Source organism: Microcystis sp. M083S1 (genome assembly GCF_020246405.1).
Taxonomy (GTDB): domain Bacteria; phylum Cyanobacteriota; class Cyanobacteriia; order Cyanobacteriales; family Microcystaceae; genus Microcystis; species Microcystis aeruginosa_C.
Window position 1 is genome coordinate 21,896 of the sequence record NZ_JADBTB010000055.1, and the last position, 6,900, is coordinate 28,795.

Consider the following 6,900-nt stretch of genomic DNA (forward strand, 5'->3'; position numbering starts at 1 on the left):
GCAAAGTTTTGATAGGTAAGGTTATACCATTTTTCTTTATTCGTGGCAGACATCCTACTGCCATCTTCCTTTCTGGGAGAGGAGTTGGAGTTTAGGGTAATTAACCATCTCTGCCATTACTTTAGAAAAATGCTATTAATTAAACAAAGAAATTACCCTCTGGAATGTTCCCTAAAGCTGGTAAAGTGCCAGTAAATCCAGTGATATTTACTAATAAATCATTGCTCGATTGGAAGCCAGCCGTGCTACCATTAATCGGGAACCGCAATGAAGCCTGTGGGGCGACAAATGACGGTGATTCGCAGTTAGAAAAAGACAACCACCGGCAACTCCCAGAGGAAATGGTTTGTCAAACCAGCAAGGGATGATTAAGCAATAAAATTAAACGCCAAAATCCCATCATTAAAGTCGTTATCACTGATATTGGGTAAGTTCCCCGGTAAATCCTCAAAGCCAAAGATATTATTCCCCCTTGACCGTAAATGTTCCGCCCCATCGGGATTTGCCGCCCCAAAGGAGAAATAGGCCACTTCATGACTTATATAGTTTTCTAGGGTGGCCGCCACGTTATCGGGATTCTTGGTCAAAAATGCCTGAATACTCCCTTGCAGACTTTCTCCCAGATTGCCGCCATTGGCAATCACAAAGGGTGCGTAGCGTCGCCCCCCTTGCAACAACACATCCCCAAATTCAGCGGCGGTGGTGCTTTGGTTTGCTCCTTCCCCACTGGCCCGCAAAATGAAGTTATTCACCGCTTGACTTAAGGCGGTACGGGCATAACCCGCTTGACCGGGTTGAATTAACTCTGTCGCGTTGCCATCTCCATCTAAATCGAGGCTGTCAAAAACGGCTCCGTTATCATCGGCCACTGGATAGAGACCGACAACGTTATTAAAGAAAGCTCCCGTCTGTCTAAGTCCTTCCTCAATGGCTTTGACCTGTATGCTACCGGGCAAGTTACTGAAGTTGAAAACCAGAGAACCTTGTCCATTACCCGTATCTTTAAATTGGATGGTTTGGGGATTAACGGCTTGGTCGGGTAGATTGGTAATTTCTAGGGTGAAATTAACCGTTGCGTCTGGCGTGGCATTGGGAGCCGGTTTGAGGGTGGTATCCGTTACCGCCACCGTCAGATTATAGAGGGATTGGGCTTCAAAATCAGCCTTACCGATGAAGAATAATTCCCGGCCACGAATCTGGAAACTGCTCTGATCATTGTCCAACAAAGAAAGGCTATTTGTCCCCAAGGCATCATCGCTGATCTGAATATCGGCAACTTTTACACCTTGACTGGTATCGGTATTTTCAGCGATCGCATTAGTGCTATTGGCAAGAATTAGGGCTGTGGGAGCTTCATTGACATCGGTGATGTTTAAAGTGAAGGTTTGGGTGAGATCGGGGGTGACACCAACGGTTGTATCATCGACATTGACGGTGACTTCATAACTATTTTGGGCTTCAAAATTAGGAGTAAAACCGACATAGAAAAGAGCCGAATTCTGAATTAAGAAGCGCTCCTTATCCCGTCCCGTGAGGAAGAGATTATTGGTTCCTAAACCATCATCTTCAATCAGGAGATCGGCGACTTTAAATTCTGGGGTGACATCGACATTTTCAGCTAACTCAGTGACAGCATTTTGGAAAATTAGGGCTGTGGGAGCTTGATTACCGGGAGTTTCATTAACATCATTGACAGTAATTGTCAAGGTTTTCTCAAAACTGAGTCCCCCTTGGTCTGTGGTTTTTACTCGAATACTGTAACTATTCTTGGTTTCAAAATCGGGGGAATTATTAATCTGTAATTGATTCCCTACAATCGAGAATGCTGAGTTATCTGTATCTCCTGTTCCTGTAACTAAGCTATAGGTAAAGCTATTACCAGTATCGGGGTCTGTGCTGGAAAATGTTCCAATTACTGTGTTAACAGGAACATTTTCATTTACTGTGGTTGCACTTAAGGCTAAATCTGTGGGAGCTTGATTACCGGGAGTTTCATCGGTGCCAATAGTGACAATAACTGAAGCTTGATCGTCTTCATTGGGATTATTGTTATTGGGAGTAGAATCAGGATCAGGTTCAGCTACTGCAATCACTTCAGCAGTATTAGAAAGACTTCCTCCAGAAGTAACTTTGGTAACGATATCTACGAAAGCTTGATTATCCTTGGCGATATTCCCTGCTTCCCAAATGCCAGATGTGGAGTTGTAAGAACCTTGCTGAGGATTTGACGAAACAAGAGTTAATCCTTGAGGCAAAACATTTTTTACCTGAATTGATGTTGCGGCTCCTGGACCTTTATTGGTTAGAGTTATTTTGAAAGTAACTAGGTCATCAATATTCGCTGTCGTTTTATCTGAAGTTAGAGAAAGTTCTATATCCGCTGGTACAAGAGCAATAGCTTCGACATTTTTTTGCAGTATCAAACTGTTATTCAAAGTGGAAGGATCAAGTTCATTCCCTGAGACATCTGCTGTAGTAGTTAAAGTGCCAGCAGCGGTCAAGTCTGCGAAAACAGATATAGTCCTAGACTGTCCAGGTGTAAGAGATCCCAGATTAGCAGTTACCACATCTCCATTAATTCTACCTACATTTGCTCTGAGATTTTGGACTCCGCCGGCATTCGTAGTGAAGTTTGTTTGAAAAACTACGCCAGAAGCATTTGCAGTTCCATTGTTAGTTACAACGAAATCATAGGTAATCCTATCTCCAATTTTCAGATTGGTAGAGTCTGACTTAGCAGTGACAGACAAGTCGGTTAAGGGAGTTGGGGGTACATCAACATTAGTAGATAATGTAGCAAAGTTGTCGCCAATGAAAGGATCGAATGTTTTAGAGGTAACTTCAGCAGTATTTAGCAATGTTAATGCAGTTGTAGGAGACTTGACGGTAATATCAACGGTTCTAGTCGCCCCAGGGGCTATATCACCAAGATTAAATGTCAGATCGCTACCAGTTTGCTGAGATGGAATAGTAGAAGCGGAAATGAATGTTACTTCAGTAGGAAGTGAATCTTGTAAGACGACATCCTTCGATATTGAAGTACCGTTATTGGTCACAGAGAGTTGATAGGTAAAGTTAGAGTTGGTAATGGGATCGTTACCAAATACAACCTTATTAAGTTCTAAGTCAGCCGATTCAGTTACCTTGATCTTGCCAGCAGAGTAGTTGCTGAAAACAGGTATATTCTCATCATCCATAATCAGGGCATAGATGAAATACTCTCCAGTGGGAACGCCCTCAGTATTCCAAGCAAAAGTTCCATCATCATCATTTTCTAGTAGAGAGTCGGTGATCAAGAGACCATCTAAGCCTGTGTTGTCATCGTCATAGAACAAATTGACTTTTGCTGTTGAATCAGAATCAAAAGCGTTAAAACCTATATTAACGATTCCACTGCTGGTTACATCGGTGGTAGGACTGGTAATCTGTATAGTCGGCGCTACTGAATCAGAGAGCGCACTATAGTCAATTGATCCAAGACCAGTGGGATCGACAACTACAATATCCCAAATACCAGGGGTAGGATTGGCAATTACTACTGCTCTTGTATTATCGTCGGTGAAATCTGGGACGATAGCAATATTATTTGCAGCAAATTGAGCTTCATCAATGAAAGTTCCATCTGGCTTTTTAATTCGTACATTAACATTGGAGTTAGGTATCTCCCAATCCGCAGCTAAAATTACAAATGGCGTATCTAAAGGAATCTCAAAACTACTAGTCTCAGGAATATTTCTGGCTCCAATAAATTCAAATCCACCATCAAAGAATCCCTTAAACCCATATGTACGAGTGACAGTACCAATAATTGGAATGGGAATACTGAATTGTCCCCAGCCTGCTGCGAAGTCATCACTGAAATTGCCGTTGTTACTAAAATCGAAAGCAAAATTGCCAGAAGCTAAGGACTTACCACCAATTAGAGGAACAGACTTAGGAACATTGATTGAAGCGGTATTGCTAAAGTTTAAGTTAAAACCAGAGTCAGCCTTGAATTTGGTGTTTGTTGTGATTGCTCCATCTAAAATCGAGTATCCTCCTGATGCAGTTAAAAATCCTTTGTTCCAATCTAGGGTGCTGCTGACATTACCGTTAGCGATAGCATCAGTTATCAAGGTAACTTTGCCCTTTCCTGTTAAGTTGTCAGGGGTTATCTTGACATTGAGATTGGCTTGAAGTAGAGAGACTCCCAAAACTTTAGGACCTCCGCTCAACCCAACGTTACCTTCAAATTCAATTTGATTAGTGTTAGAAGGAGCAAAGTTCTTAACTGAGCCACCAACATCAGTCAAAAATATTCCAGTTGTTCCAATCGGCACACCTGGATCAGGAAGGGATACACTTGCTGAAACCCCATTAAGTTGAAAAGGACTAGTTGTGAATTCTAATCCCAAACCTGCACCAGCATTTCTTGGAGGTAGTGCCTTACCCCAAGGAAAAGTTACTTTGGCTTCTCCACCAACTAGATCTGGTTCTGAAACGGTATCTAAAGTGAGCTTAGCTTCTTCTAATTTCCAACCTCCTGGCAACTTTATATCTTGTACAGTCAGACTGCCTTTAACTTCAGCCTTGCCATCTTTAATAGAGATAAAATTTTCTCCAGTAAAATTCGCTTCTAGTTCGACGTCTGTTGATTTAACGAAGGTTTCGACCTCAAGTTTTCCTTGAATCTTTAATTCATCATTTGCTGAAATATACTCAATGCTTAAATCTTCGGTTTCAACTTCAATTATTCCGAAAAGTTTAAATTCTGGCGGATCTGGAAATTCGATTTTCGCACTAATTCCAAGTTGAGATCCTCTGCTTCCAATTATTAATGCATTCGCATTATCAGGTAATAATGTAACCTTTACAGCTTGCCCGGTAATCTGCTGTGGTAAAGAAAATTCTGCTCCAAATCTGATCTCATTTCTGTCTATAAAAATAGATTTGAAATCTACATCTAGTCCACCCAACTTAAAATCAGTTGCCGAACTTCCACCTTCAGTTAGCGAAGTACTGCGTGAGGTAGCAAACGGAATTGTAAAAGAACCACTAAACAAAGGATTGGAAACTGAGCCAATTAGAGAAAAAACAGTACCGTTAGTAACTCTAACTTCTTTACTATCGTATTCTACGGTTCCGCCATCTACTCTAATCAGCTTGGCAGTTCCATCTGTTCTACCAATTGTGACCGTTCCATTAAATTCACAGTCTCCATCACCATCATTATCTTTGAAATCGCCACCAACTGCCTCAATATTTAAAGGAGTTGTATCTGCACAATCATCAGTGCTAACAGAAAATTCCCAAGCAGTCCCAGACTGCGGTGCTGTTACTTTAATAGTGAGTTGATCGTTACCTGAAACTTGTTTAAATGACTTACTGCCACTCTTACCATTGGAGACAAGTCCCCCCGTAGAGAAAATAGTAGTCGCCCCATACCTTATTTCAAACTGATCGGGAATCGAAAAATGCTCGTATGAATAGTTGACTGTAATGCTTTTTTCTGTCTGTCCTTGTGGCAAAGGATCGAGCTGAAATGGTAAAGTCAATCCTCCTACACCACCACTTCTTGAGACAGGTTGTGCTTGTTCAATTTCAATAAGTTGACCATCCAAATTGATAGTTGCTCGATCATCCTTATTCTTCAACTGCTGTAACTGCTCAGACTCAAACACCTTACCCTGCACAATCCCCGCAAAAATCTCACCCTCATCACCAGCAGAATCCTCAGCATTCACCTGAGCATCCACAAAATGCCCAATTTCTTCCAACACCACCGCAACCAAAGCATCTAAACTAGCAGAAGCCAAAAAGCTTTCAGATAGATATATCTTATTAGTGCTAATCCCATAAGCGCCATTTGCACTACCTAAAACACTGCTGTTGACAACCTCAATCTCAGGAAGTTGACTAAAATTTCGGCTTTTCCACTGCTGTCGTAATTGCGTCGCTTTAACCACATCATAACTTGTGCCAAAGGCTGTTTCTAAATTCGCCCAAAAACCATCAGATTGAGCAAAATTGAACAAAACATCGTCAACAACAGGAAGAATCGGCAACAGTGAAGAAGTCATGACATTAACTGCAAAGGTTTATTGCTAACAGTTTTAGCCTAACAATCGCCAATTTTTCAAGGGTGCTGTAACAGAAATTTACAGAAAACGGGTTTCTTCAAAAAAACCCGTTTTCTAGATATTAGGATAAGATTATTGGATTTTTGCCAAAGACTGCTTAAATTCTGCGAGAGAATTAGCGGTAACTGCTGATTTTAGTATCTCTTTTAAGAGAGCAAGGTTAGTGATTTTGTCAATCATCTCTTCAATTTCTGAAGAAATCTGTCCGAACCGCACAGTTAAAACTGTTTTTATGTCATCGCGGCTATTTTCTAACACCCCAATTTCCTTGCCAATCTTCTTACCCTGTTCTATTCCTCGCAATTCCATATTACTCATTAAAGGCATGGTTCTTTCCTCCTCAAATTGTTTAATTTTACTTTCTAAACTTGACTGTAATTCAGGGGATAAAGTCATCATATTGTCGATGATTTCAAACAGTTTAATTATCTGTTCTCTCTCGAATTCCTTTTCATATAATCCCCTGATTAACTTCCACTTCCACTGTTCCCGTTGTGGCAGCTTCCCAGTAGTCGCTTTTGTTTTCAGGTGTGCCATGACTATTATAGCAAAGGGATTGCTACTTGCTTCTAGTTCTGACCAGTTTTCCTCATAGTCCAGTAATTTAACCGTTGGGAATTTCAGACTCACTTCACAGCCAGCGATAGTATAATTATAGGAATCTGGTCGCCAATTTACTCGTTCATCTCCTAATATAGCGAGACTGATAACTGGTTTCTGATACAAATCAAAGGCACGATAGTTATAAATATACATCCTCTGAGGGAAATTTTCTTCGTAT

The 6,900-nt window shown here is 41.0% G+C and carries 3 protein-coding genes and 1 pseudogene; 1 reads left to right on the forward strand and 3 read right to left on the reverse strand.

Annotated features, from left to right (window positions below):
- Positions 1-139: 139 nt before the first annotated feature.
- Positions 140-256: pseudogene (locus tag IM450_RS05115) on the reverse strand (bluetail domain-containing putative surface protein); the annotation flags it as partial.
- Between IM450_RS05115 and IM450_RS05120 the strand changes: the two are divergent.
- Positions 243-368 carry a hypothetical protein gene (locus IM450_RS05120; RefSeq protein ID WP_287688721.1) on the forward strand — a complete coding sequence of 42 codons (126 nt, stop codon included), beginning with the start codon at positions 243-245 and terminating at the stop codon, positions 366-368. The pseudogene IM450_RS05115 and the gene IM450_RS05120 sit on opposite strands and share 14 nt — an antisense overlap.
- On the opposite strand, the gene IM450_RS05125 is transcribed toward IM450_RS05120, so the two are convergent.
- On the reverse strand, positions 369-6,059 hold the full coding sequence (locus IM450_RS05125; RefSeq protein WP_287665585.1) for a cadherin domain-containing protein: 5,691 nt from the start codon (positions 6,057-6,059) through the stop codon (positions 369-371).
- Positions 6,060-6,191: 132 nt separating this feature from the next.
- Positions 6,192-6,900 (reverse strand): hypothetical protein (locus IM450_RS05130; RefSeq protein WP_287720596.1); only part of this gene is annotated, 709 nt, incomplete at its 5' end.

Coding starts and splice junctions, on each gene's coding strand:
- IM450_RS05125 (WP_287665585.1), bottom strand. CDS start 6,059: ATGACTTCTTCACTGTTGCCGATTCTTCCTGTTGTTGACGATGTTTTG.